The organism is Bacillus paramycoides (genome assembly GCF_001884235.1).
Taxonomy (GTDB): domain Bacteria; phylum Bacillota; class Bacilli; order Bacillales; family Bacillaceae_G; genus Bacillus_A; species Bacillus_A paramycoides.
The window spans coordinates 1-20407 of record NZ_MAOI01000029.1 but is presented as its reverse complement, the minus strand read 5'-3'; the positions used below and the strand labels follow the sequence as shown (position 1 = coordinate 20407).

Here is a 20407-nt window from a genome sequence, read left to right as displayed (position 1 = left end):
ATGTTAATGCCAAAACGCGTAAAATATCGTAGAGAGCATCGTGGTAAAATGCGTGGTCGTGCAAAAGGTGGAACTGAAATTGCTTTCGGTGAATTCGGTTTACAAGCACAAGCTGCTTCATGGATTACAAACCGTCAAATCGAAGCTGCTCGTCGTGCAATGACTCGTTACATGAAACGTGGCGGTAAAGTATGGATTAAAATTTTCCCTTCTAAGCCTTACACTGCAAAACCTCTAGAAGTACGTATGGGTTCCGGTAAAGGGGCACCAGAAGGCTGGGTAGCAGTAGTAAAACCTGGGAAAATTATGTTCGAAATCGCGGGTGTATCTGAAGAGGTAGCACGCGAAGCATTACGTCTTGCAGCTCACAAGTTACCTGTGAAATGTAAATTCGTAAAACGTGAAGAAAATGGTGGTGAATCTAATGAAAACTAATGATATTCGTGAATTAACCACTGCCGAAATCGAAACAAAAGTTAAAGCTTTAAAGGAAGAATTGTTCAATCTTCGCTTCCAACTTGCTACAGGACAATTAGAGAATCCAACTCGCATCCGTGAAGTGCGTAAAGCGATTGCTCGCATGAAAACTGTAGTTCGTGAAAGAGAGATCGGAATTAATCGATAAATTGAGGGGAGGTTTGCATAGTGAGCGAACGTAACCAACGCAAAGTTTATACTGGTCGTGTTGTGTCTGATAAAATGGACAAAACGATTACAGTTTTAGTTGAAACTTACAAAACTCATTCCTTGTACGGAAAACGTGTTAAGTATTCTAAAAAGTACAAAGCCCATGATGAGCAAAACCAAGCGAAACTTGGCGATATCGTTAAAATCATGGAAACTCGCCCGCTTTCTGCTACTAAGCGTTTCCGTTTAGTTGAAATCGTTGAAGAAGCGGTTATTATCTAAATAGACGAATCGGAATTTTTAGTCCGAAGGGAGGTTTCATAACATGATCCAACAAGAATCTCGTTTGAAAGTTGCTGACAACTCTGGTGCACGTGAACTTTTAACAATTAAAGTATTAGGCGGCTCTGGTCGTAAATATGCTAACATTGGTGATATTATCGTTGCTACGGTAAAACAAGCAACACCAGGTGGCGTTGTTAAAAAAGGTGACGTTGTTAAGGCAGTAGTGGTACGTACGAAGAGCGGAGCTCGTCGTCCGGACGGTTCTTATATCAAATTTGATGAAAACGCAGCGGTTATCATTAAAGACGATAAGAGCCCACGTGGTACTCGTATCTTCGGACCAGTAGCTCGTGAATTACGTGATAGCAACTTCATGAAGATCGTTTCTTTAGCTCCAGAAGTTCTATAATTTAAGGTATTGCCTTGCTAAGGAGGTGCAGAATTAAGATGCATGTAAAAAAAGGTGATAAAGTACAGGTAATCACTGGTAAAGACAAAGGAAAACAAGGTGTTATCCTTGTGGCTTTCCCAAAGCAAAACCGTGTTATCGTTGAGGGTGTTAACATCGTTAAAAAACACTCTAAGCCATCTCAATTAAATCCACAAGGTGGAATTATTACGAAAGAAGCACCTATTCACGTTTCTAATGTTATGATATTAGATCCGAAAACAGGCGAACCTACTCGCGTAGGCTTCAAAGTAGAAGATGGTAAAAAAGTTCGTATTGCAAAAAAATCTGGTGAATTATTAGATAAATAATTTTCTTAAGAAAGGAGGTCACTTCATTGAATCGCCTTAAAGAGAAGTTCCAAAAGGAAATTACTCCTGCTCTAATGAGCAAGTTTAACTATAAATCTGTGATGGAAGTACCGAAAATCGAAAAGATCGTAATCAACACTGGTGTTGGTGACGCGGTATCTAACTCAAAAGCTTTAGACAATGCAGTAGAAGAATTAACTCAAATCGCAGGTCAAAAACCTGTTGTAACTCGCGCTAAAAAATCAATCGCTGGTTTCCGTCTTCGTGAAGGTATGCCAATCGGTGCGAAAGTAACTTTACGCGGACAACAAATGTATGAGTTCTTCGACAAATTAGTATCAGTTTCTTTACCACGTGTACGTGATTTCCGTGGTGTTTCTAAGAAATCATTCGATGGTCGTGGGAACTACACATTAGGTGTTAAAGAGCAACTTATTTTCCCTGAGATCGATTATGATAAAGTAAGCAAAGTCCGCGGTATGGACATCGTAATCGTTACTACAGCGAAAACTGATGAAGAAGCTCGTGAACTTTTAACACAATTCGGTATGCCATTCCAAAAATAATGGAAGCCAACGCTAAGTAGAGGAGGCGAAAACGTGGCTAAAAAATCTATGATAGCGAAACAAAAGCGTACTCCTAAGTTTAAAGTACAAGAGTATACACGTTGCGAACGCTGCGGTCGTCCGCATTCTGTATACCGCAAATTTAAACTTTGCCGTATTTGTTTCCGTGAACTTGCATATAAAGGTCAAATTCCTGGTGTTAAAAAAGCTAGTTGGTAAAACCCACAAATGGGAAGGAGGTAAAACACATGGTGATGACAGATCCAATTGCAGACATGCTTACTCGCATCCGTAATGCGAACATGGTACGTCATGAGAAATTAGAGGTTCCTGCTTCTAAAATCAAAAAAGAGATCGCTGAACTTTTAAAACGTGAAGGTTTCATTCGTGATGTAGAATACATCGAGGATAACAAACAAGGTATCCTTCGTATTTTCCTGAAATATGGTGCAAACAATGAACGTGTAATCACTGGATTAAAACGTATCAGTAAACCTGGCTTACGCGTTTACGCTAAAGCTGATGAAGTACCACGTGTACTTAACGGATTAGGTATCGCTCTTGTTTCTACATCTAAGGGAGTAATGACAGACAAAGACGCTCGTCAATTACAAACTGGTGGAGAAGTAGTAGCATACGTTTGGTAATATATATTTAAAACGAACGGAGGTGTGACCACATGTCTCGTATTGGTAAAAAGATTCTTGAAATCCCTGCAGGTGTTACTATTACAATTGCAGAAGACAATACTGTAACAGTAAAAGGCCCTAAAGGTGAATTAACTCGTACATTCAATGCTGATATGTCTATCAAAATTGAAGAAAATACACTAACAGTTGAGCGTCCATCTGAACAGAAGGAACACCGTGCATTACACGGTACAACTCGTGCTTTAATCGGAAACATGGTTGAAGGTGTAACTGCAGGTTTCGCACGCGGACTTGAATTAGTCGGTGTTGGTTACCGTGCTCAAAAACAAGGAGATAAACTTGTATTAAGCGTAGGTTATTCTCATCCAGTAGAAATGACTCCGGAAGCAGGTCTTGAAGTTGAAGTACCTGCACCAACTAAAATCGTAATTAAAGGTATCGACAAGCAACGTGTTGGCGAATTTGCTGCTAACATCCGTGCTGTACGTGCCCCTGAGCCATATAAAGGTAAAGGTATTCGTTACGAAGGCGAAGTTGTTCGTCGTAAAGAAGGTAAAACTGCTAAGTAAACCCGTTAGGTGAGAGAAAGGAGTGACAAGAATGATCACTAAAGCTGATAAAAATGCGACTCGTAAGAAAAGACATGCGCGTGTACGTGCTAAACTTACTGGTACTGCAGAACGTCCACGTTTAAACGTGTTCCGTTCTAACCAACATATTTACGCTCAAGTTATTGATGATGTAAATGGTGTAACGTTAGTAAGTGCATCTACTCTTGATAAAGACCTTGCTCTTAACGGTACTAGCAATACTGAAGCTGCTACGAAAGTTGGAGAATCAGTTGCTAAGCGTGCTGTAGAGAAAGGCGTTAAAGAAGTAGTATTTGATCGCGGTGGTTACTTATACCATGGCCGTGTTAAAGCTCTAGCTGAAGCTGCTCGTGAGGCTGGATTACAATTTTAATGGTCAAAGGAGGGAAAATTGATGCATCGCATTGACCCAAGTAAATTAGAACTTGAAGAACGTGTAGTTACGATAAATCGTGTCGCGAAAGTTGTTAAGGGTGGTCGTCGTTTCCGCTTTGCTGCACTAGTTGTAGTTGGCGATAAAAACGGTCATGTTGGATTCGGTACTGGTAAAGCACAAGAGGTACCAGACGCAATTCGCAAAGCTATCGAAGACGCTAAGAAAAACTTAATCGCTGTACCATTAGTTGGTACAACAATTCCACACACAATCAACGGTCATTTTGGAGCTGGTGAAGTATTCTTAAAACCTGCTGCTGAAGGTACTGGTGTTATTGCTGGTGGACCTGTTCGTGCGGTACTTGAATTAGCTGGTGTACAAGATATTCTTTCGAAATCTCTTGGTTCTAACACACCAATCAACATGATTCGCGCTACTGTGAACGGATTAAGCGAACTTAAGCGCGCTGAAGATGTTGCAAAATTACGCGGTAAATCTGTAGAAGAGCTACTAGGTTAAGGAGGGAAAACAAATGGCGAAAAAGTTAGAAATTACCCTCACTCGTAGTGTAATTGGTCGTCCACAAGATCAACGTGCGACGGTAGAAGCTTTAGGTCTTAAAAAGTTGAATTCAACTGTAGTTAAGGAAGAAACTCCTGCTATTCTTGGTATGATCAACAAAGTTTCTCACCTTATAACTGTAAAAGAAGCTTAAGGATAACTCATTAATATAAGGAGGTGCCTGGGAATGAAACTTCATGAATTAAAACCTGCAGAAGGTTCTCGTAAAGTACGTAACCGTGTCGGTCGTGGTATCGGTTCTGGTAACGGTAAAACTGCTGGTAAAGGTCATAAAGGACAAAACGCACGTTCTGGCGGCGGTGTTCGTCTTGGCTTCGAAGGTGGTCAAACTCCATTATTCCGTCGTTTACCAAAACGCGGCTTCACAAACATTAACCGTAAAGAGTTTACTATTGTAAACTTATCAACGTTAAATCGTTTTGAAGATGGTACAGAAGTAACACCTGAATTATTGCTGGAAACTGGCGTTATCAGCAAGTTAAACGACGGTGTTAAAATTCTTGCAAGCGGAGCAGTAGAGAAAAAATTAACTGTTAAAGCGCACAAGTTCTCTTCAAGTGCTAAAGAAGCAATTGAAGCAGCTGGCGGATCAGTTGAGGTGATCTAATGTTTCGTACAATCTCCAACTTTATGCGCGTTGCTGAGATAAGACGTAAAATATTATTCACTTTAGCGATGTTAATCGTATTCAGGATTGGCACGTTTATCCCAGTGCCATTTACAAATGGAGACGTACTGAAAGCACAAGACCAATTAAATGCTTTAGGTATCCTAAATACATTTGGCGGTGGCGCCTTGAAAAACTTCTCCATCTTCGCGATGGGAATCATGCCGTATATTACAGCATCCATCATCGTGCAATTATTGCAGATGGATGTTGTTCCTAAATTTTCGGAATGGTCGAAGCAAGGTGAAATGGGCCGTCGTAAACTAACGCAATTCACGCGTTACTTTACAATTGTTCTTGCGTTTATTCAGGGGTTTGGTATGTCAATCGGTTTTAACGGTATGGTAGGTGGACAATTAATTTTGAATCCAGGTTGGAGCACTTATTTATACATTGCTACGGTACTGACTGCTGGTACTGCATTTTTAATGTGGTTAGGTGAACAGATTACAGCTAAAGGTGTAGGTAATGGTATTTCCATCCTTATCTTTGGTGGTATTGCCGCAGCGATCCCAAGTGTTATATCTCAAGTGTATCAACAACAGTTTCAAAATATCGGAGATCAATTGTTCATGAGTATCGTTAAAGTTGCATTGATTTTACTAGCTGTGCTAGCGGTTATTGTTGGTGTTATTTTCATTCAACAGGCTGTTAGAAAGATCCCAATTCAATATGCGAAGCGTGTAACAGGAGGGAATGGGAATCATGCTGGAGCACAAAACACACATTTACCGCTTAAGGTAAATAGTGCGGGTGTTATTCCAGTCATTTTTGCTGTTTCATTCTTAATTACGCCTCCAACTATTGCACAGTTCTTCCCGAAACATGATGTATCGCAGTGGATTATTGCAAACTTTAACTATTCTCACCCAGTGGGAATGATCATATATGTTGCGCTCATTGTAGCCTTCACATATTTCTATGCATTTGTTCAGGTTAATCCAGAGCAAATGTCAGAGAATCTAAATAAGCAAGGTGGATATGTTCCAGGTATTCGTCCGGGTAAGAATACGGAACAATATCTAACAAAAATCTTGTATCGTTTGACCTTTGTAGGATCAATTTTCCTAGCAGCGATTGCAATTCTACCAGTTATCTTTACGAAATTGGGAAATCTTCCTCCATCTGCACAGATTGGCGGAACGAGTATGTTAATCGTTGTCGGCGTTGCTTTAGAAACAATGAAGCAGCTAGAAAGCCAATTAGTAAAACGCCATTACAAAGGGTTTATCAAGCAGTGAGTAAGTGGGAAGAATTATCTTCCCTACATGCTCATGTACTGAGGGGGAACAAGGATGAACTTAATTTTAATGGGGCTTCCTGGTGCTGGTAAAGGTACACAAGCCGAACAGATTGTTGCCAAGTATAACATCCCTCACATCTCAACAGGAGATATGTTCCGTGCAGCTATGAAGGCTGAAACTGAACTTGGTTTACAAGCGAAATCTTTTATTGATAAAGGTGCGCTTGTTCCAGATGAAGTTACAATCGGAATTGTTCGTGAACGTTTAAGTCAAGAAGACTGTATTAAAGGATTCTTACTAGATGGTTTCCCACGAACTGTTGCACAAGCATCAGCTCTTGAAGAGATTATGAAAGATCTTGGCAAAAAAATCGACTATGTTTTAAACATTAATGTGGATTCAGGGTTGTTATTAAAACGCCTTACAGGCCGTCGCATTTGTAAAGAGTGCGGTGCGACTTACCACTTAGAATTCAATCCGCCAGCAAAAGCTGACGTGTGCGATAAATGTGGTGGCGAATTATATCAACGCTCTGATGACAATGAAGAAACTGTAGCAAATCGTCTAGATGTAAATATTAAGCAAACAAAACCTTTGCTTGATTTCTACGAGGAGCTTGGTTACTTACAAAGCATTAATGGTGAGCAAGATATCAATAAAGTATTTGCTGATATCGATGTTCTCATCGGAGGCTTAGCGTAATGATCATCTGCAAAACTCCTCGCGAGATAGAAATCATGCGAGAAGCTGGCAGGATCGTTGCTTTAACTCATCAAGAGTTGAAACAGCATATTACTCCAGGAATTACAACGAAAGAGCTCGATCAAATAGCGGAAAAGACGATTCGAAAATATGGTGCTACGCCATCTTTTAAAGGATACAACGGATTTCCGGGGAGCATATGTGCTTCTGTAAATGAAGAGCTTGTACACGGAATTCCAGGGAAGCGTAAGCTCGAAGAGGGCGATATCATCAGTATCGATATTGGTGCAAAATACAATGGGTACCATGGAGATTCTGCATGGACGTATCCAGTTGGAAACATTTCTGAATCTGTTCAAAAGCTACTTGATGTCACAGAAAAATCGTTGTATCTTGGTCTAGAACAAGTAAAACCAGGCGAAAGATTATCAAATATCTCACATGCGGTTCAAACCCATGCTGAAGAGAATGGATTCTCGATCGTTAGGGAGTATGTTGGTCACGGAATCGGGCAAGACTTACATGAGGCCCCTCAAATCCCGCACTATGGTCCACCAAATAGAGGCCCTAGATTAAAGCCGGGAATGGTCATCTGTGTCGAGCCGATGGTGAATCAAGGAAGACGATATGTAAAAACACTATCTGATGACTGGACAGTGGTAACGGTAGATGGTAAATGGTGTGCCCACTTTGAGCACACGATTGCTCTTACAGAAGCAGGATACGAAATCCTTACCACTTTATAAGTAGCTGGCTCTCCGGTATTTCAGAGCAGTGTAAAATGTTACTGATTTGAAGAAGGGAGAACTATTGAATGGCTAAAGATGATGTAATTGAAGTCGAAGGTACCGTTCTTGAAACGTTGCCAAATGCTATGTTCAAAGTAGAATTAGAGAATGGGCATGTCGTATTGGCTCACGTTTCTGGTAAAATCCGTATGAACTTCATTCGTATTTTACCAGGAGACAAAGTTACGGTAGAATTATCTCCGTACGATTTAAATCGTGGTCGTATTACGTACCGTTTTAAATAATATAGCACTCCGTAATCTTTAAGGAGGTTCGAGACATGAAAGTAAGACCGTCAGTTAAACCAATCTGCGAAAAATGTAAAGTTATTCGTAGACGTGGAAAAGTAATGGTTATTTGTGAAAACCCTAAACATAAACAAAAACAAGGTTAATCAGAAGGAGGTGCATTCGGAATGGCACGTATCGCAGGTGTAGATATTCCTCGTGACAAGCGCGTTGTTATTTCTTTAACTTACGTATTCGGCATTGGTCGCACAACTGCTGAAAAAATTCTTACTGAAGCTGGTATTTCTTCAGAAACACGAGTTCGTGACTTAACGGAAGACGAATTAGGACGTATCCGTGATATCATCGATCGTATTAAAGTTGAGGGAGACCTTCGTCGTGAAGTATCTCTTAACATTAAACGTCTAATGGAGATCGGTTCTTACCGTGGTCTTCGTCACCGTCGTGGCTTACCAGTTCGTGGTCAAAACTCTAAAAACAATGCTCGTACACGTAAAGGTCCACGTCGTACAGTAGCAAATAAAAAGAAATAATAAGTAAAGGAGGTTGAACTAACAATGGCACGTAAAACAAACACTCGTAAAAAACGTGTGAAAAAGAATATTGAAGCTGGTATAGCTCATATTCGTTCTACTTTCAACAACACAATCGTAACACTTACAGATACTCACGGTAACGCACTTTCTTGGTCTAGTGCTGGTGCACTTGGTTTCCGTGGATCTCGTAAATCTACTCCATTCGCTGCGCAAATGGCTGCTGAAGCTGCTGCTAAAGTTGCAATGGAGCACGGTTTAAAAACTTTAGAGGTTACTGTTAAAGGTCCTGGTGCTGGTCGTGAAGCTGCAATTCGTGCTCTTCAAGCTGCAGGTCTAGAAGTAACAGCAATTAGAGATGTTACTCCAGTTCCTCATAATGGATGTCGTCCACCAAAACGTCGTCGTGTGTAATTTTTCTGTATAGAATTTTCCCTTTTGTCTATAATGGATATGATGCATTATCGAGAAATTTCGTACAGAAACATCGCTTGTTGTGCACAATCGGGAACTGCCTAAGGGGGACTTTCGGTTAAACAGGGGTTTGTCCTTTGTTTAACCGGGGTTTCGACGTTTTGAAGGAGGGTTTAGTTAATGATTGAAATCGAAAAACCGAAAATCGAAACGGTTGAACTTAACGAAGATGCTAAGTATGGCAAATTCGTGATTGAACCGCTTGAGCGTGGATATGGTACTACTTTGGGTAACTCCTTACGTCGTATTCTTTTATCCTCACTCCCTGGTGCCGCTGTAACTGCCATCCAAATCGATGGCGTTTTACACGAATTTTCAACAGTTGAGGGCGTAGTAGAGGACGTTACGACGATCATCTTAAACTTGAAAAAGTTAGCTCTTAAAATCTACTCTGAAGAAGAGAAGACGTTGGAAATCGATGTACAGGGCGAAGGTATTGTCACAGCTGCTGATATTACTCACGATAGTGATGTAGAAATCTTAAATCCAGATTTACACATTGCGACGTTAGCAAAAAATGCGCATTTCCGCATGCGTTTAACTGCAAAGCGTGGCCGTGGGTATACGCCAGCTGATGCAAATAAAAGCGAAGATCAACCAATAGGAGTAATTCCTATTGATTCTATTTATACTCCAGTATCACGTGTAACTTACCAAGTGGAAAAGACACGTGTCGGACAAGTGGCTAATTATGATAAGCTTACGCTTGATGTATGGACGGATGGAAGCATCGGGCCAAAAGAAGCTATCTCTTTAGGTGCCAAAATCTTAACTGAGCATTTAAATATCTTTGTTGGTTTAACTGATGAAGCACAAAATGCTGAGATTATGGTCGAGAAGGAAGAAGATCAAAAAGAGAAAGTTCTTGAGATGACTATCGAAGAACTAGATCTTTCTGTTCGTTCTTATAATTGCCTAAAACGTGCAGGAATTAATACTGTACAAGAGCTTGCGAACAAAACAGAAGAAGATATGATGAAAGTTCGTAACTTAGGACGTAAATCCTTAGAAGAAGTTAAACATAAACTTGAGGAATTAGGTTTAGGTTTACGTAAAGACGACTGAGGATTTAAACCCATCAACAAAGGAGGGAACTACGAATGGCATACAGAAAATTAGGCCGTACAAGTGCGCAACGTAAAGCTATGTTACGTGACTTAGCTACTGATTTAATTATCAACGAGCGCATCCAAACGACAGAAACTCGTGCAAAAGAACTTCGTTCTGTAGTGGAAAAAATGATCACTTTAGGTAAACGCGGAGATCTTCATGCTCGTCGTCAAGCAGCAGCTTTCATCCGTAATGAAGTTGCTAACGCTGAGACTGGTCAAGATGCACTTCAAAAATTATTCGCTGATGTAGCTCCACGCTATGCTGAGCGCCAAGGCGGATACACTCGTATTGCAAAAATTGGTCCACGTCGCGGAGACGCAGCACCAATGGTAATTATCGAGTTAGTATAATGATGATTAAAAGGGCAGGACAGTTCTTTTCAAGTAACTGGTCATGGCCCTTTTTTTTTAAATAAAAAAAATAGGCTAACTTGGCGAAGGAAAGGGTGCCTTGTATTGAAAAAAGAGAAACTTCGGACAGAAAATATATCATTTCAATATCCTGGGGCAGCCTCTTATGCATTAAAAGATGTTTCATTTTCCTTATATGAAGGAGAATGGGTATCTGTTATTGGACAGAACGGTTCAGGGAAGTCTACACTTGCAAAATTATTGAATGGTTTGTTTTTGCCGGAATCAGGGACAATTACTGTAAATGATACAATGGTTTTATCGGAGGACACGGTATGGGATGTTCGAAAACAAATTGGGATGGTATTTCAAAATCCTGATAATCAATTTGTTGGAACGACAGTACAAGATGATGTTGTATTTGGCTTAGAGAATATTGGAATGCCAAGAGAGCAGATGGTAGAAAGATTAGAACAGGCTCTGCAACTTGTCCGTATGGAAGATTTTCTTAATGATGAACCTCATTCGTTATCTGGTGGGCAAAAGCAACGAGTCGCAATAGCAGGCGTTTTAGCACTTCAGCCATCTATTTTAATATTAGATGAAGCAACGTCAATGCTAGACCCTCAAGGGAGACGTGAAGTAGTAGAAACGGTTAGACAACTTGTTAATCAAAAAGGTATTACTGTGTTATCAATTACACACGATTTAGAAGAAGCGGCACAGTCAGACCGTGTCATTATTTTAAACAAGGGAGAAATATTAGAGGAAGGAACTCCAGAACAAATTTTCAGGTCCTCTCATATGCTCCAAGAAATTGGATTAGATGTACCGTTTTCAGTAAAAATAGCAGAATTATTAAAAAGAAATGAAATTCTCTTGCAAAATACGCATCTTACAATGGAAAGCTTGGTGAACGAACTTTGGAGATTACATTCCAAAAAGTAGAACATCGTTATCAATATAAAACTCCATTTGAAAGACGCGCACTTTATGATGTAGACGTGTCGTTTCCAAGTGGGGGCTATTATGCCATTATCGGTCATACTGGTTCAGGTAAGTCGACGATGATTCAACATTTAAATGGTTTATTGCAGCCGACAAATGGTACGGTTCAAATTGGTGAACATTTAATCTCAGCAGGGAAGAAAGAGAAGAAGCTTAAGCCACTACGAAAAAAAGTAGGGGTGGTCTTTCAGTTCCCAGAACATCAACTATTTGAAGAGACAGTTGAGAAGGATATTTGTTTTGGACCCACTAATTTCGGTGTGTCTGAAGAAATGGCAAAACAAAAGGCGAAAGATGCAATCCAGCTTGTTGGATTGGACACAGAGTTATTAGCACGTTCTCCATTTGAGTTAAGCGGTGGGCAAATGAGACGTGTTGCAATAGCAGGTGTACTTGCAATGGAACCCGAAGTGCTTGTATTAGATGAACCTACAGCAGGGCTTGATCCGAAAGGACAGCACGAGCTTATGGAGATGTTTTATAATTTGCATAAGGAACAAGGGCTTACAGTCATTCTTGTTACCCATAATATGGAGGATGCCGCTAAGTATGCAGATCAAATTGTGGTTATGCATAAAGGAACGGTCTTTTTGCAAGGAAGAGCGGAGGAAGTATTTTCACATGCTGATGAATTAGAACAAATTGGTGTGGATCTTCCGATGTCTTTAAAGTATAAACGTGCAATTGAAGAGAAGTTTGGTATTTCAATTTCGAAGGCTACCTTATCTTTAGAGGATCTTACTCATGAAGTTGTACAGGTGTTACGAAAAGGTGGTCATGAATCATGCAGCAGTTGATTATTGGGAGATACATTCCAGGTCAGTCACTCATTCATCAACTTGATCCTCGTACGAAGCTGTTGATTGTCTTTTTATATGTATTTGTTGTTTTCTTAGCAAATAATGCGATTTCATATGGATTTTTATTTTTATATGCACTCATTGCTTTATTTTTTGCAAAAGTGCCGATTCGTTATGTACTTTCGGGCTTAAAACCAATTTTATGGATTTTTCTTTTTACATTTTTCCTGCATATTTTTACAAATAAGGAAGGGGATGTACTATTCCAGCTTGGTTGGTTTTCAATACATGAAAAAGGATTAGAGCAAGGGATATACATTTCTATACGATTCTTCGTTATTATTTTAATGACGACATTATTAACGTTAACAACGACACCAATTGAGATTACAGATGGTTTGGAGACGTTATTAAAACCATTGAAGCGTATAAAGGTTCCTGTTCATGAAATCGCATTAATGATGTCTATTTCTCTTCGTTTTATCCCGACATTAATGGATGAAACGAGTAAAATTATGAAAGCACAAGCGTCACGTGGTATTGATTTTGCCGGAGGTCCGATAAAAGATAGGATGAAAGCAATTATCTCATTACTCGTTCCACTTTTTATTAGTGCTTTTAAGCGTGCTGAGGACTTAGCGATTGCGATGGAAGCTCGTGGATATCAAAATGGCGAAGGACGCACTAAATTTAGGCAACTACGCTGGAAAACAAGCGATACAGTAACGATTATAAGCTTAATTTGTTTAGCTTGTATTTTGGCATGGGTGCGATCGTAATGGAGAATAGAGAAATGGAAAGAATAAAATGTACAGTTGCATATGATGGCATTCACTTTTGTGGTTACCAAATTCAGCCACAGCATCGTACTGTTCAACAAGAAATAGAGAAGGCATTGCAGAAGTTGCATAAAGGAGAGCTTGTTCGTGTTCAGGCATCAGGCAGAACGGATTCTACCGTTCACGCGAAAGGACAAGTTATACACTTTGATACACCTTTGTCTCTTGAAGAGTGGCAATGGAGTAATGCTTTAAATACAATGTTGCCAGATGATATTGTTATCAGGCAGGTAGAGAAGAAAACAGAAGAATTTCATGCACGTTACGGTGTCGAGAAAAAAGAATATCGCTATCGTGTATTATTATCAAAGACTGCGGATGTATTCCGTAGAAATTACGTATATCAATATCCATATCCACTTGAAATAGAATCGATAAGAAAAGCAATTCCTTATTTTATCGGGACTCATGATTTTACTTCTTTTTGTTCGGCAAAAACTGACAAAATAGATAAAGTGCGAACAATTTATGAAATCGAGTTAATTGAGCAAGACGATGAATTAATTTTTCGTTTTGTAGGTAATGGATTTTTATATAATATGGTCAGAATTATTGTTGGTACGTTACTTAGCGTAGGGCAAGGAAAGCTTGATCCTGATAGCATTCCAGAGATTTTAGCGAAACAAAATCGCCAGTTTGCTGGAAAGATGGCTCCAGGTCATGGACTTTACTTATGGCAGGTAAACTATAACAACTAATCCTGGTGTAACATTTGCTTGACATTAGAAACTCAAAAGTATATCATAACATATGGTATTGTTTCTAAAACCACGATTAGCCCCGGAAGGAAATCGTGTTTAAGATAAACAATAGATTTTTTCTATGGAAAAGATAACGAGGAGGGAAACACATGCGTACGACTTTTATGGCAAAAGCTAACGAAGTTGAGCGTAAATGGTATGTGGTTGACGCTGAAGGTCAAACTTTAGGTCGCCTAGCTAGTGAAGTAGCATCCATTTTACGTGGTAAAAACAAACCTACATTTACACCACACGTTGACACGGGTGATCATGTAATTATTATTAACGCTGAGAAAATTCATTTAACAGGTAATAAATTAAACGATAAAATTTACTACCGTCACACTAACCACCCAGGTGGACTTAAGCAAAGAACAGCTCTAGAAATGCGTACAAACTACCCTGTACAAATGTTAGAGCTTGCAATTAAAGGCATGCTTCCAAAAGGACGTTTAGGACGTCAAGTTTCTAAGAAACTAAACGTGTATGCTGGAGCAGAGCATCCACACCAAGCACAAAAACCAGAAGTTTACGAACTTCGCGGATAATTAATTAAAGGAGGGCTTACTTTGGCACAGGTTCAATACTATGGCACTGGACGTCGTAAGAGTTCAGTAGCGCGCGTACGCCTAGTTCCAGGCGAAGGACGCGTTATCATTAACGGTCGTGATTTTGAAAACTATATCCCATTTGCTGCATTACGTGAAGTAGTGAAACAACCTCTAGTTGCAACAGAAACTTTAGGTAACTACGATGTACTTGTAAACGTAAATGGTGGTGGATACACTGGTCAAGCTGGTGCTATTCGTCACGGTATTTCTCGCGCTTTATTAAAAGCTGATCCAGAATACCGTCTAACACTAAAACGTGCAGGTCTATTAACTCGTGACGCACGTATGAAAGAGCGTAAAAAATACGGTCTTAAAGGCGCACGTCGTGCACCTCAGTTCTCAAAACGTTAATTTTTGCGAACTTCAAACCCCAACCATTTTGGTTGGGGTTTTTTATGTTTAATTCCTCTTCTGTATTTTTGTAGTTTGGAATATTTTAGTGCTATCGTCCTACGTATGCTTCTTCTTTAGAGGTTTAGACTAATACGTATTAGGGAGGTTTATAAGTACTATGAATGTCATTGTCAACTTACAAGAAAAACAAAAAGAAAAGCAGTTAAAATACGAGCGGAAGATGCTGCGAGAATTATCATTAAAAACATTACGTTCAAATATTCGTGATGCTTTTCATATGCAAGAGCTTCATCGTCAGTATGAAGATTATTGTATTGAATTAGGGATAGAATCTTATTTGTTAGGAGCGAGATACAGTAAATTTGGTTATTATGGTGAATCATTCTTTGATGTGAAATATAGAGCATTAGAGGAAGAACAACAATTAACTGAAACACTATTTCAATTTTTAACAAGTATGACTATACGAGAAATTAAATTAAATGATGAGGAATTACTTTATGAATCTTGCCAGCAGTTTATCGGCTTGTGGTGGCAGGAAGGATATGAAAAAGGTGAAAGAAGATATCGATTAAAGCTACACTAAGACAAGCATAAACTTTCCTCTTGTCCCATATAAGTAATTAGAGGGACTAGCTGGAGGAGGAAAGGTATGAAGAGAATTCGAATTATCTCTTTTGCGCTCGCTGCGGTTGTTTTGTTTTTTTTAGTCAAACAAGAATTTCAAATTACAAAATCGTGGCGAGCTTGGAATTTACCCTTATCAGGGAAAGTAATTGTATTGGATGCTGGACATGGTGGACCAGACGGAGGGGCTGTTGGTGGAAAGGATATTGTAGAAAAAGATATTACACTTGAGATTACAAAAAAGGTACAAGATTATTTACAAGAACAAGGTGCTTTAGTTATTTTAACACGTGAGGGAGATTATGATTTAGCTAACAAAGATACAAAGTCATATAGTAGACGTAAAGCAGAGGATTTAAAAAGGCGTGTAGAGATCATTAATAAGCCTGATGTAGACTTTTTTGCAAGTATCCATTTAAATGCTCTAACTAGTGGTGGATCCAAAGGCGCACAAACGTTCTATTACCGTTCTTTAATTGAAAATGAACGGGCTGCGAAATTTATACAAGCTGAATTGAGAACAAGCTTAGAAAATACGAATCGTTCCGCTAAAACAATTCCTCACGTGTACTTATTGAAGTATGCTAAAACACCGGGTGCTTTAATTGAGGCTGGCTTTTTATCGAATGTGAATGAAAGATATATGTTAAATTCGGAGAAATATCAGCAAAAAGTAGCAGCTGCAATATATCGTGGTATATTACGTTATTTTACGGAAAAGGGAAATCCTCCAGAATAAGGAGGATTTTTTCGAGTTTCTCTCGTTAACGAAGTTTTCCGAAAATATGTTATACTGGAAATGTAAACGCATTTATTTCAAAAATAAAGAGAGATAAATTCAATTAACATTACGTTATTTTTCATACAGGGGGCTGGGCTAATTATGGTAACAAAAGAGCAAGTAGTGGAAGCGTTGGAGGGGATTGTAGATCCGTTTTTACATAAAACGTTAAAAGAAACAAATGCAATTAAAGAGGTAACAGTCAAGCCTGAGAAGGAACATGTAAGTGTTAAAATTGCAATTGTAAAAACAGGTACAGCGGAACAAATGCAGTTGCAGTCTGGAATTGTAAAGTTAGTAAAAGAACTTGGAGCAGCAACAGTTGGACTTCGTTTCGCAGAATTTACAGAAGAGGAATTAGCTCAGTTTGCACCACCGCAAGAAGAAGAGAAAAGTGAATCTTTATTATCACCAAACTCAAAAACAACATTTTTAGCAGTGGCAAGTGGAAAAGGCGGGGTAGGAAAATCGACTGTTTCCGTTAACCTTGCAATTGCTTTAGCTCGTTTAGGGAAAAAAGTCGGTATCATTGATGCAGATATTTACGGTTTTAGTGTACCGGATATGATGGGTATAGAAAAACGTCCAATCGTAAGAGGCGATAAGATAATTCCAGTGGAGCGTCTAGGTGTGAAAGTAATCTCAATGGGATTCTTTGTAGAAGATAATGCGCCTGTTATTTGGAGAGGACCTATGCTTGGAAAAATGTTAAATCACTTCTTCACAGAAGTAGAATGGGGTGATTTAGATTACTTAGTATTAGACCTACCGCCAGGCACGGGTGACGTTGCGTTAGATGTGCATTCGATGTTGCCGTCTTGTAAAGAGATTATTGTAACAACGCCGCATCCAACAGCAGCGTTTGTAGCAGCGCGCGCTGGAGCGATGGCTTTACGTACAGAACATAGCATTCTTGGTGTCGTTGAAAATATGGCATACTTTGAAAGTAAAGCAACTGGTGAGAAAGAGTATGTGTTTGGAAGAGGCGGAGGAGACAAACTAGCTACGGAACTCCAAACGGATGTACTTGGCCGAATTCCACTTCAGCAACCTGATTGGAATAAAGAAGACTTTGCGCCGTCAGTATATGAAGATACACATACAACGGGTCTCATTTATCGTGCGATAGCTGAGACAGTTATTGATAAAACGGCCGTTACACAAAAGTAAAGTAATAATGAGTGGGCAATACATACATTGTCCACTCATTATTATAATTATTATTTTTACTTTTGCTCTTTACTCCCACTTTGAGAACCACCTTCACCGCCTTTTTTAGCAGATCCGCCTTTTTCGGCTTTTTGCACACCTTTACTAATGATATCGATCATTTTAGCTTGGAAGAGTGGACTTTCGGCGGTTTCGGTTAGTACTTGTTGTAAATATTGACGATATTCTTTACTCTTCATTGTTTGTAACATGATTTTTTCTACTTCAGGATTCTTCATAATCTCTATAACACCTGATTGGTATTCAGGATCTTTAAGTAAAGTTTTCATCAAGTTTGTTTGTTCTTTTCCCATACTTTTAGCAAATTTCGATGAGAACTCAGGGTCTTTAAAGAGTTTTTCCCAGAATTGTTGTCCTTTGTCGGATACCATCGCATCTTCAATCGTTTTCTTTACTACCGTTTCATCTAGTATGAGTGCTTGTTTCATTTTTTCATCCTTTAATACATCTTGGATTGCTTTTTTTCCTTGATCGGTTTTTAAAATATCAACAATCATTTTCTTTGTTTGATCGTAATCTAGTTCAGATTTCGTGTCTTTTCCTTGTGCACATGCTACTAGTGCGAAAAGTAAAAGAGAAGAAATCGAAACGAGCAGCATCCGTTTCATAAGTTGGAGCTCCTTTCAGCACAGTTCTCTTTTTTTAATATAAATATCTTTAAGGAATTTATACATGAACATGGCTAGCTTTTTGAAATTGTCATTGATACAATTTAATTAGAAATATAAGAATAATGGGGGATGTGTTGTGAATAGCCGCAAGTGGGTACGACTATTTTTAACGACGTTGTTTCTTGGTGGGATTAGCACAGTCTTTATTGGGTTTGTTTTGGAGTGGGACAAGTACGCTAAATTTTTTCAAAATTTCGACGGTAAAGAAATTTTAGCGATTTCTTTTTGGTTGATGGGCATAGGATTTATTTTTAGTGTTATAAGTCAAATGGGATTCTTTGCGTATTTAACAATCCATCGTTTTGGACTAGGGATGTTCCGGTCATCTTCTTTATGGAATGCAGTACAGCTTTTCTTTATTGCGTTCGTATTGTTTGATTTTGTTTATTTAAGGTCAGTACTTATTGCAAATGGAGAAGTTTCATTGGGGAATAACATACTTGTTGCTGGCGTGTTATTTGTATTTGGAGCGATTGTTGCTTACGTAAAGAGTAAAGAAACAAACAAAAAAGCTTTTGTGCCCGCTCTGTTTTTTATGGTTGTTGTAACAATTCTTGAGTGGGTACCAGCGCTTCGGATTAATGATACAGATTGGTTATATTTAATGGTTATACCACTTCTATTATGTAATGCATATCAGTTGCTTGTATTACATCGTTTAATAGGACAGACGAGTAAATCCGTTTAATTCAAAGAGCGGACGAAGAGTTTTAATTGGCTGAATAAAAAAGCTCTACTATCTTAACGTAAGATAGTAGAGCTTTTTATGCGTGAAGAACTGTTTGGAAGTGAACTACTTTATATCTTCGCTTTTCGTACTAGTGTTTGATATAAGTTGTGATACAGATGTTTGTTCATAACCGTCACTCTTTAATTTTTGTAAGAGTAGTGGTAAAGCTTTATTTGTTTGAAGGGCAGAATCGGAAGCGTGTAATAAGACGATATCTCCGCCCTTCAAATTGCTAGAGACGGTGGAAACGATGTTATTTACGCCGGGATTTTTCCAGTCATTTGAATCGTTACTCCAATGGACGATAGTGTATCCGAGTGATTCTGCTATTTTAAGGGTTGTTTTGTTAAAGTCTCCACTAGGTGGACGCAATAGCTTGACTTGTTTTACACCAAGCTTCGTAAAAACATCTTGTGCCCGCAAAAGATCTCTTCGTATTTCAGTTGCTTCTAGTGAAGTGTAGGACGTGTAATTATAGCCCATACTACCAATCTCATGTCCATCTTTCATGATGCGTTCGACAATATCAGGGTGTCTTTCAGCCCATGCAGCAGAGAGAAAGAAGGTTGCATTCTTAATTTCTCTTTCTTTGAGTGTATCAAGGATTGGAATAGCTTTTTTGTCTCCCCAACTAATGTCGAACGTGAATGCAACTTGTTTTTTAGCGGTGTCCCCTTTGTAAATTACTTTAGGGCCAGTAGCAGTTGAAAAAGCAGATTCATGTGAATATGTTTTTAAAAAGAGTAGCCATGCTGTAAATAAGGAAAGTACGACTATTAAGCTAATGTGTTTAAATGTTCTTTTACTCGTAATAAAAAAGAAAAACATAATATTACGCCCCTTTGTCCAATCCTTTTCAGTTACATATATGCTTTAAATTAAAAAAAGAGAACAAGGGATTAATATCGTAAGTGATGGATATAATGAATGATAGTATTTTGGTTTTTCAGTGATGTGTTATTGATAAGTGAAAACGAGCGGAATTTTTATTATTACGTAAGGAACTATTGGGGTGATGATTTGCTTGGGCTTATGTTGACGAAAGAAGAGAAAAAAGAAATGGAATACATATTGAAGAGAGAGCTAGAGGAACTTTTATTTGATTTTGAAGATGAGCATATACATAGCGTTGTAAAAAAGGCGATGGAAGAAAGATATAAAATCATTTTTTGTTTATTTCGGAGAGTTGCTAATACAGAAGAATGTATTCGTTATGTAAGAAAAAGAATTTTTTATTAAAAAGTGTTGACGTTAAGGATAAGTATATGATAAATTAATAAACGTCGCTGATGCGGAAACGCAGAAAACGACAAAAAAGAAATTGAAAAACTTAGTTGACATCGAAAAACGAAGATGTTAACATAAGGAAGTCGCAAATGAGCGACGAAGTAGTTCTTTGAAAACTGAACGAAACAAACAACGTGAAACGTCAATTTTTATTTTAGATGCTAGACAAACTAAC

At 38.7% G+C, this 20407-nt stretch carries 35 protein-coding genes; 33 read left to right on the top strand and 2 right to left on the bottom strand.

The features are described from left to right. The 31 genes from rplP (at position 1) to BAU28_RS04560 (ending at position 17484) form a co-directional block, all read left to right on the top strand. Positions 1-435, top strand: coding sequence for a 50S ribosomal protein L16 (rplP, locus tag BAU28_RS04710; protein WP_000928969.1), 435 nt, complete (start codon positions 1-3; stop codon positions 433-435). After that, positions 425-625, top strand: coding sequence for a 50S ribosomal protein L29 (gene rpmC, locus BAU28_RS04705; protein ID WP_000855718.1), 201 nt, complete (start codon positions 425-427; stop codon positions 623-625). The genes rplP and rpmC overlap by 11 nt, the downstream gene beginning before the upstream one ends. A 20-nt stretch (positions 626-645) precedes the next feature. Then, positions 646-909 (top strand): 30S ribosomal protein S17, encoded by a 264-nt coding sequence (rpsQ, locus tag BAU28_RS04700; RefSeq protein WP_000004106.1) that lies wholly within the window; start codon positions 646-648, stop codon positions 907-909. A 43-nt stretch (positions 910-952) separates the two neighbouring features. Beyond that, on the top strand, positions 953-1321 hold the full coding sequence (gene rplN / locus BAU28_RS04695; RefSeq protein WP_000615912.1) for a 50S ribosomal protein L14: 369 nt from the start codon (positions 953-955) through the stop codon (positions 1319-1321). A gap of 38 nt (positions 1322-1359) precedes the next feature. Next, complete coding sequence (rplX, locus tag BAU28_RS04690; protein ID WP_000558200.1) at positions 1360-1671, top strand: 50S ribosomal protein L24; 312 nt, start codon at positions 1360-1362, stop codon at positions 1669-1671. A 26-nt stretch (positions 1672-1697) separates the two neighbouring features. Then, entirely contained in the window at positions 1698-2237 is a 540-nt protein-coding gene (rplE, locus tag BAU28_RS04685) for a 50S ribosomal protein L5 (RefSeq protein WP_002091528.1), read from the top strand. A 33-nt stretch (positions 2238-2270) separates the two neighbouring features. After that, a complete protein-coding gene (gene rpsN, locus BAU28_RS04680; protein ID WP_001085700.1) occupies positions 2271-2456 on the top strand; it encodes a 30S ribosomal protein S14 in 186 nt (61 codons plus the stop codon). Between the two features lie 29 nt (positions 2457-2485). Continuing rightward, entirely contained in the window at positions 2486-2884 is a 399-nt protein-coding gene (gene rpsH / locus BAU28_RS04675) for a 30S ribosomal protein S8 (RefSeq protein WP_000245511.1), read from the top strand. Between the two features lie 32 nt (positions 2885-2916). Continuing rightward, positions 2917-3456: a 50S ribosomal protein L6 gene (gene rplF / locus BAU28_RS04670; RefSeq protein ID WP_002115328.1), complete on the top strand. Its 540-nt coding sequence runs from the start codon at positions 2917-2919 to the stop codon at positions 3454-3456. 31 nt (positions 3457-3487) lie between these two features. Then, the gene (gene rplR, locus BAU28_RS04665; protein WP_000628818.1) at positions 3488-3850 is read left to right on the top strand and encodes a 50S ribosomal protein L18; all 363 of its coding nucleotides are present in this window, start codon (positions 3488-3490) and stop codon (positions 3848-3850) included. A 21-nt stretch (positions 3851-3871) separates the two neighbouring features. Continuing rightward, a complete protein-coding gene (gene rpsE / locus BAU28_RS04660; protein ID WP_000554646.1) occupies positions 3872-4372 on the top strand; it encodes a 30S ribosomal protein S5 in 501 nt (166 codons plus the stop codon). Between the two features lie 13 nt (positions 4373-4385). Further along, a complete protein-coding gene (gene rpmD, locus BAU28_RS04655; protein ID WP_001085231.1) occupies positions 4386-4568 on the top strand; it encodes a 50S ribosomal protein L30 in 183 nt (60 codons plus the stop codon). A 33-nt stretch (positions 4569-4601) separates the two neighbouring features. Next, a complete protein-coding gene (gene rplO / locus BAU28_RS04650; protein WP_000766083.1) occupies positions 4602-5042 on the top strand; it encodes a 50S ribosomal protein L15 in 441 nt (146 codons plus the stop codon). Next, a complete protein-coding gene (gene secY / locus BAU28_RS04645) occupies positions 5042-6343 on the top strand; it encodes a preprotein translocase subunit SecY (RefSeq protein ID WP_000490118.1) in 1302 nt (433 codons plus the stop codon). Before rplO ends, secY begins: the two co-directional genes overlap by 1 nt. Positions 6344-6397: 54 nt before the next feature. After that, the gene (locus BAU28_RS04640; protein WP_025149623.1) at positions 6398-7048 is read left to right on the top strand and encodes an adenylate kinase; all 651 of its coding nucleotides are present in this window, start codon (positions 6398-6400) and stop codon (positions 7046-7048) included. Continuing rightward, positions 7048-7794, top strand: coding sequence for a type I methionyl aminopeptidase (map, locus tag BAU28_RS04635; RefSeq protein ID WP_071717885.1), 747 nt, complete (start codon positions 7048-7050; stop codon positions 7792-7794). Before BAU28_RS04640 ends, map begins: the two co-directional genes overlap by 1 nt. Before the next feature lie 68 nt (positions 7795-7862). Further along, entirely contained in the window at positions 7863-8081 is a 219-nt protein-coding gene (gene infA / locus BAU28_RS04630; RefSeq protein WP_001029884.1) for a translation initiation factor IF-1, read from the top strand. A gap of 35 nt (positions 8082-8116) precedes the next feature. Beyond that, positions 8117-8230: a 50S ribosomal protein L36 gene (rpmJ, locus tag BAU28_RS04625; protein WP_000868344.1), complete on the top strand. Its 114-nt coding sequence runs from the start codon at positions 8117-8119 to the stop codon at positions 8228-8230. A 21-nt stretch (positions 8231-8251) separates the two neighbouring features. Continuing rightward, the gene (gene rpsM / locus BAU28_RS04620) at positions 8252-8617 is read left to right on the top strand and encodes a 30S ribosomal protein S13 (protein ID WP_000090790.1); all 366 of its coding nucleotides are present in this window, start codon (positions 8252-8254) and stop codon (positions 8615-8617) included. Between the two features lie 24 nt (positions 8618-8641). Continuing rightward, positions 8642-9031, top strand: coding sequence for a 30S ribosomal protein S11 (gene rpsK, locus BAU28_RS04615; RefSeq protein ID WP_000101797.1), 390 nt, complete (start codon positions 8642-8644; stop codon positions 9029-9031). Positions 9032-9211: 180 nt separating this feature from the next. Continuing rightward, on the top strand, positions 9212-10156 hold the full coding sequence (locus BAU28_RS04610) for a DNA-directed RNA polymerase subunit alpha (protein ID WP_000569644.1): 945 nt from the start codon (positions 9212-9214) through the stop codon (positions 10154-10156). 35 nt (positions 10157-10191) lie between these two features. After that, positions 10192-10554, top strand: coding sequence for a 50S ribosomal protein L17 (gene rplQ, locus BAU28_RS04605; protein ID WP_000331490.1), 363 nt, complete (start codon positions 10192-10194; stop codon positions 10552-10554). Positions 10555-10659: 105 nt separating this feature from the next. Further along, entirely contained in the window at positions 10660-11502 is an 843-nt protein-coding gene (locus BAU28_RS04600) for an energy-coupling factor ABC transporter ATP-binding protein (protein ID WP_071717884.1), read from the top strand. Next, entirely contained in the window at positions 11478-12359 is an 882-nt protein-coding gene (locus tag BAU28_RS04595) for an energy-coupling factor ABC transporter ATP-binding protein (protein ID WP_071717883.1), read from the top strand. Before BAU28_RS04600 ends, BAU28_RS04595 begins: the two co-directional genes overlap by 25 nt. Further along, positions 12347-13141: an energy-coupling factor transporter transmembrane component T family protein gene (locus BAU28_RS04590; protein WP_071717882.1), complete on the top strand. Its 795-nt coding sequence runs from the start codon at positions 12347-12349 to the stop codon at positions 13139-13141. Before BAU28_RS04595 ends, BAU28_RS04590 begins: the two co-directional genes overlap by 13 nt. Positions 13142-13155: 14 nt before the next feature. Continuing rightward, entirely contained in the window at positions 13156-13899 is a 744-nt protein-coding gene (gene truA, locus BAU28_RS04585) for a tRNA pseudouridine(38-40) synthase TruA (RefSeq protein WP_071717894.1), read from the top strand. A 152-nt stretch (positions 13900-14051) separates the two neighbouring features. Then, entirely contained in the window at positions 14052-14489 is a 438-nt protein-coding gene (rplM, locus tag BAU28_RS04580) for a 50S ribosomal protein L13 (protein WP_001260793.1), read from the top strand. Between the two features lie 21 nt (positions 14490-14510). Further along, on the top strand, positions 14511-14903 hold the full coding sequence (rpsI, locus tag BAU28_RS04575) for a 30S ribosomal protein S9 (RefSeq protein ID WP_000079986.1): 393 nt from the start codon (positions 14511-14513) through the stop codon (positions 14901-14903). A gap of 160 nt (positions 14904-15063) precedes the next feature. Further along, positions 15064-15492, top strand: coding sequence for a DUF2521 family protein (locus BAU28_RS04570; protein WP_002175425.1), 429 nt, complete (start codon positions 15064-15066; stop codon positions 15490-15492). 66 nt (positions 15493-15558) lie between these two features. Further along, on the top strand, positions 15559-16272 hold the full coding sequence (cwlD, locus tag BAU28_RS04565; RefSeq protein WP_002175424.1) for an N-acetylmuramoyl-L-alanine amidase CwlD: 714 nt from the start codon (positions 15559-15561) through the stop codon (positions 16270-16272). Between the two features lie 144 nt (positions 16273-16416). Beyond that, a complete protein-coding gene (locus tag BAU28_RS04560; RefSeq protein ID WP_002175423.1) occupies positions 16417-17484 on the top strand; it encodes an Mrp/NBP35 family ATP-binding protein in 1068 nt (355 codons plus the stop codon). 56 nt (positions 17485-17540) lie between these two features. Here the strand turns inward: BAU28_RS04560 and gerD are convergent, their stop codons facing one another. Further along, positions 17541-18152: a spore germination lipoprotein GerD gene (gerD, locus tag BAU28_RS04555; protein ID WP_071717881.1), complete on the bottom strand. Its 612-nt coding sequence runs from the start codon at positions 18150-18152 to the stop codon at positions 17541-17543. Between the two features lie 139 nt (positions 18153-18291). On the opposite strand from gerD, the gene kbaA reads away from it, so the two are divergent. Further along, complete coding sequence (kbaA, locus tag BAU28_RS04550; protein WP_071717880.1) at positions 18292-18903, top strand: KinB signaling pathway activation protein KbaA; 612 nt, start codon at positions 18292-18294, stop codon at positions 18901-18903. 105 nt (positions 18904-19008) lie between these two features. Here the strand turns inward: kbaA and pdaB are convergent, their stop codons facing one another. After that, a complete protein-coding gene (gene pdaB, locus BAU28_RS04545) occupies positions 19009-19773 on the bottom strand; it encodes a polysaccharide deacetylase family sporulation protein PdaB (protein ID WP_071717879.1) in 765 nt (254 codons plus the stop codon). Between the two features lie 192 nt (positions 19774-19965). Between pdaB and BAU28_RS04540 the strand changes: the two genes are divergently transcribed. Further along, the gene (locus BAU28_RS04540) at positions 19966-20184 is read left to right on the top strand and encodes a hypothetical protein (protein ID WP_025149617.1); all 219 of its coding nucleotides are present in this window, start codon (positions 19966-19968) and stop codon (positions 20182-20184) included. The last annotated feature ends 223 nt before the right edge of the window (positions 20185-20407 follow it).

Coding starts and splice junctions, on each gene's coding strand:
- rplP (WP_000928969.1), top strand. CDS start 1: ATGTTAATGCCAAAACGCGTAAAATATCGTAGAGAGCATCGTGGTAAA.
- rpmC (WP_000855718.1), top strand. CDS start 425: ATGAAAACTAATGATATTCGTGAATTAACCACTGCCGAAATCGAAACA.
- rplN (WP_000615912.1), top strand. CDS start 953: ATGATCCAACAAGAATCTCGTTTGAAAGTTGCTGACAACTCTGGTGCA.
- rplX (WP_000558200.1), top strand. CDS start 1,360: ATGCATGTAAAAAAAGGTGATAAAGTACAGGTAATCACTGGTAAAGAC.
- rpsH (WP_000245511.1), top strand. CDS start 2,486: ATGGTGATGACAGATCCAATTGCAGACATGCTTACTCGCATCCGTAAT.
- rplF (WP_002115328.1), top strand. CDS start 2,917: ATGTCTCGTATTGGTAAAAAGATTCTTGAAATCCCTGCAGGTGTTACT.
- rplR (WP_000628818.1), top strand. CDS start 3,488: ATGATCACTAAAGCTGATAAAAATGCGACTCGTAAGAAAAGACATGCG.
- rpsE (WP_000554646.1), top strand. CDS start 3,872: ATGCATCGCATTGACCCAAGTAAATTAGAACTTGAAGAACGTGTAGTT.
- rpmD (WP_001085231.1), top strand. CDS start 4,386: ATGGCGAAAAAGTTAGAAATTACCCTCACTCGTAGTGTAATTGGTCGT.
- rplO (WP_000766083.1), top strand. CDS start 4,602: ATGAAACTTCATGAATTAAAACCTGCAGAAGGTTCTCGTAAAGTACGT.
- secY (WP_000490118.1), top strand. CDS start 5,042: ATGTTTCGTACAATCTCCAACTTTATGCGCGTTGCTGAGATAAGACGT.
- BAU28_RS04640 (WP_025149623.1), top strand. CDS start 6,398: ATGAACTTAATTTTAATGGGGCTTCCTGGTGCTGGTAAAGGTACACAA.
- map (WP_071717885.1), top strand. CDS start 7,048: ATGATCATCTGCAAAACTCCTCGCGAGATAGAAATCATGCGAGAAGCT.
- infA (WP_001029884.1), top strand. CDS start 7,863: ATGGCTAAAGATGATGTAATTGAAGTCGAAGGTACCGTTCTTGAAACG.
- rpmJ (WP_000868344.1), top strand. CDS start 8,117: ATGAAAGTAAGACCGTCAGTTAAACCAATCTGCGAAAAATGTAAAGTT.
- rpsM (WP_000090790.1), top strand. CDS start 8,252: ATGGCACGTATCGCAGGTGTAGATATTCCTCGTGACAAGCGCGTTGTT.
- rpsK (WP_000101797.1), top strand. CDS start 8,642: ATGGCACGTAAAACAAACACTCGTAAAAAACGTGTGAAAAAGAATATT.
- BAU28_RS04610 (WP_000569644.1), top strand. CDS start 9,212: ATGATTGAAATCGAAAAACCGAAAATCGAAACGGTTGAACTTAACGAA.
- rplQ (WP_000331490.1), top strand. CDS start 10,192: ATGGCATACAGAAAATTAGGCCGTACAAGTGCGCAACGTAAAGCTATG.
- BAU28_RS04590 (WP_071717882.1), top strand. CDS start 12,347: ATGCAGCAGTTGATTATTGGGAGATACATTCCAGGTCAGTCACTCATT.
- truA (WP_071717894.1), top strand. CDS start 13,156: ATGGAAAGAATAAAATGTACAGTTGCATATGATGGCATTCACTTTTGT.
- rplM (WP_001260793.1), top strand. CDS start 14,052: ATGCGTACGACTTTTATGGCAAAAGCTAACGAAGTTGAGCGTAAATGG.
- BAU28_RS04570 (WP_002175425.1), top strand. CDS start 15,064: ATGAATGTCATTGTCAACTTACAAGAAAAACAAAAAGAAAAGCAGTTA.
- cwlD (WP_002175424.1), top strand. CDS start 15,559: ATGAAGAGAATTCGAATTATCTCTTTTGCGCTCGCTGCGGTTGTTTTG.
- BAU28_RS04560 (WP_002175423.1), top strand. CDS start 16,417: ATGGTAACAAAAGAGCAAGTAGTGGAAGCGTTGGAGGGGATTGTAGAT.
- gerD (WP_071717881.1), bottom strand. CDS start 18,152: ATGAAACGGATGCTGCTCGTTTCGATTTCTTCTCTTTTACTTTTCGCA.
- pdaB (WP_071717879.1), bottom strand. CDS start 19,773: ATGTTTTTCTTTTTTATTACGAGTAAAAGAACATTTAAACACATTAGC.